This is a genomic window from Domibacillus sp. 8LH (assembly GCF_038806185.1).
GTDB classification, from domain to species: domain Bacteria; phylum Bacillota; class Bacilli; order Bacillales; family Domibacillaceae; genus Domibacillus; species Domibacillus indicus_A.
In genome coordinates this window covers 1-256 of the sequence record NZ_JAVJNG010000218.1, presented here as the reverse complement: position 1 = coordinate 256, position 256 = coordinate 1, and the positions used below count along the sequence as shown (strand labels likewise).

The following is a 256-nucleotide window of genomic DNA, read 5'->3' as shown; positions in this document are numbered from 1 at the left end:
AGACGCAAACGTTGTGGGTTTAGATACAGGTTCAGTTAAAACATTTGCTGTTAACGAACAAGATACAGGAGTAGCAAGATTTAGGGTTTATGGTCCTGAGTTGGTCTCTAAAAATGCTGATAAGTATCTAGAGTTTTCACTCACTGCCGCAACTCAAACATTTTCTATCGATACTATTTCGGCATGGATGACTAGCAGCGGGGGTTCTACGGTACAAGCTGATATACAATACTCATTTAATAGCGACTTTAGTAAC

1 protein-coding gene is annotated in these 256 nt (G+C 39.5%); it reads left to right on the top strand.

Annotated features, from left to right (window positions below; translation table 11 throughout):
• Positions 1-13 precede the first annotated feature (13 nt).
• Positions 14-256, top strand: a 243-nt coding sequence (locus tag RG959_RS24500) for a hypothetical protein (protein WP_342799335.1), incomplete at its 3' end; no start/stop codon positions are given.